This window comes from Emticicia fontis (assembly GCF_054779675.1).
In genome coordinates, this window is the sequence record NZ_BAAGXU010000064.1 from 60493 (window position 1) to 60946 (window position 454).

1 pseudogene is annotated in these 454 nt (G+C 44.9%); it reads left to right on the forward strand.

What is annotated here, in order from left to right:
* Positions 1 to 454, forward strand: a pseudogene (locus tag ACYVFA_RS24140) (hypothetical protein); the annotation flags it as partial.

Below are 454 nucleotides of genomic sequence, written 5' to 3' on the forward strand. Positions count from 1 at the left end.
GCCAGGCACTTTGACTCTGACAGCCAGTGGTTGTGCAGGAACTATTAACTGGTCTAATGGTTCGTCAGGAAGTAGCTTAACACTTTCAAGTGTGGGTACTTACTCCATATCCGCTACTTGTACGGTTGGAAGTTGCACAAGTGTGGTTAGTACAACTGTCACAGGTTTACAGATTGTTAGCCAGCCGTCTGCACCAACAATCACCGCACCGAATCCAAAAATAGTTTGTGCGCCAGGCACTTTGACTCTAACAGCTAGTGGTTGTGCAGGAACCATCAACTGGTCTAATGGTTCATCAGGAAGTAGCTTAACATTTTCAAGTGTGGGTACTTATTCTATTTCAGCTACCTGTACGGTTGGAAGTTGTACGAGTTTGGCTAGTTCTACTGTTACTGGACTGCAAATTGTTAGTCAGCCATCTGCGCCAACAATCACTGCACCGAATCCAAAAATA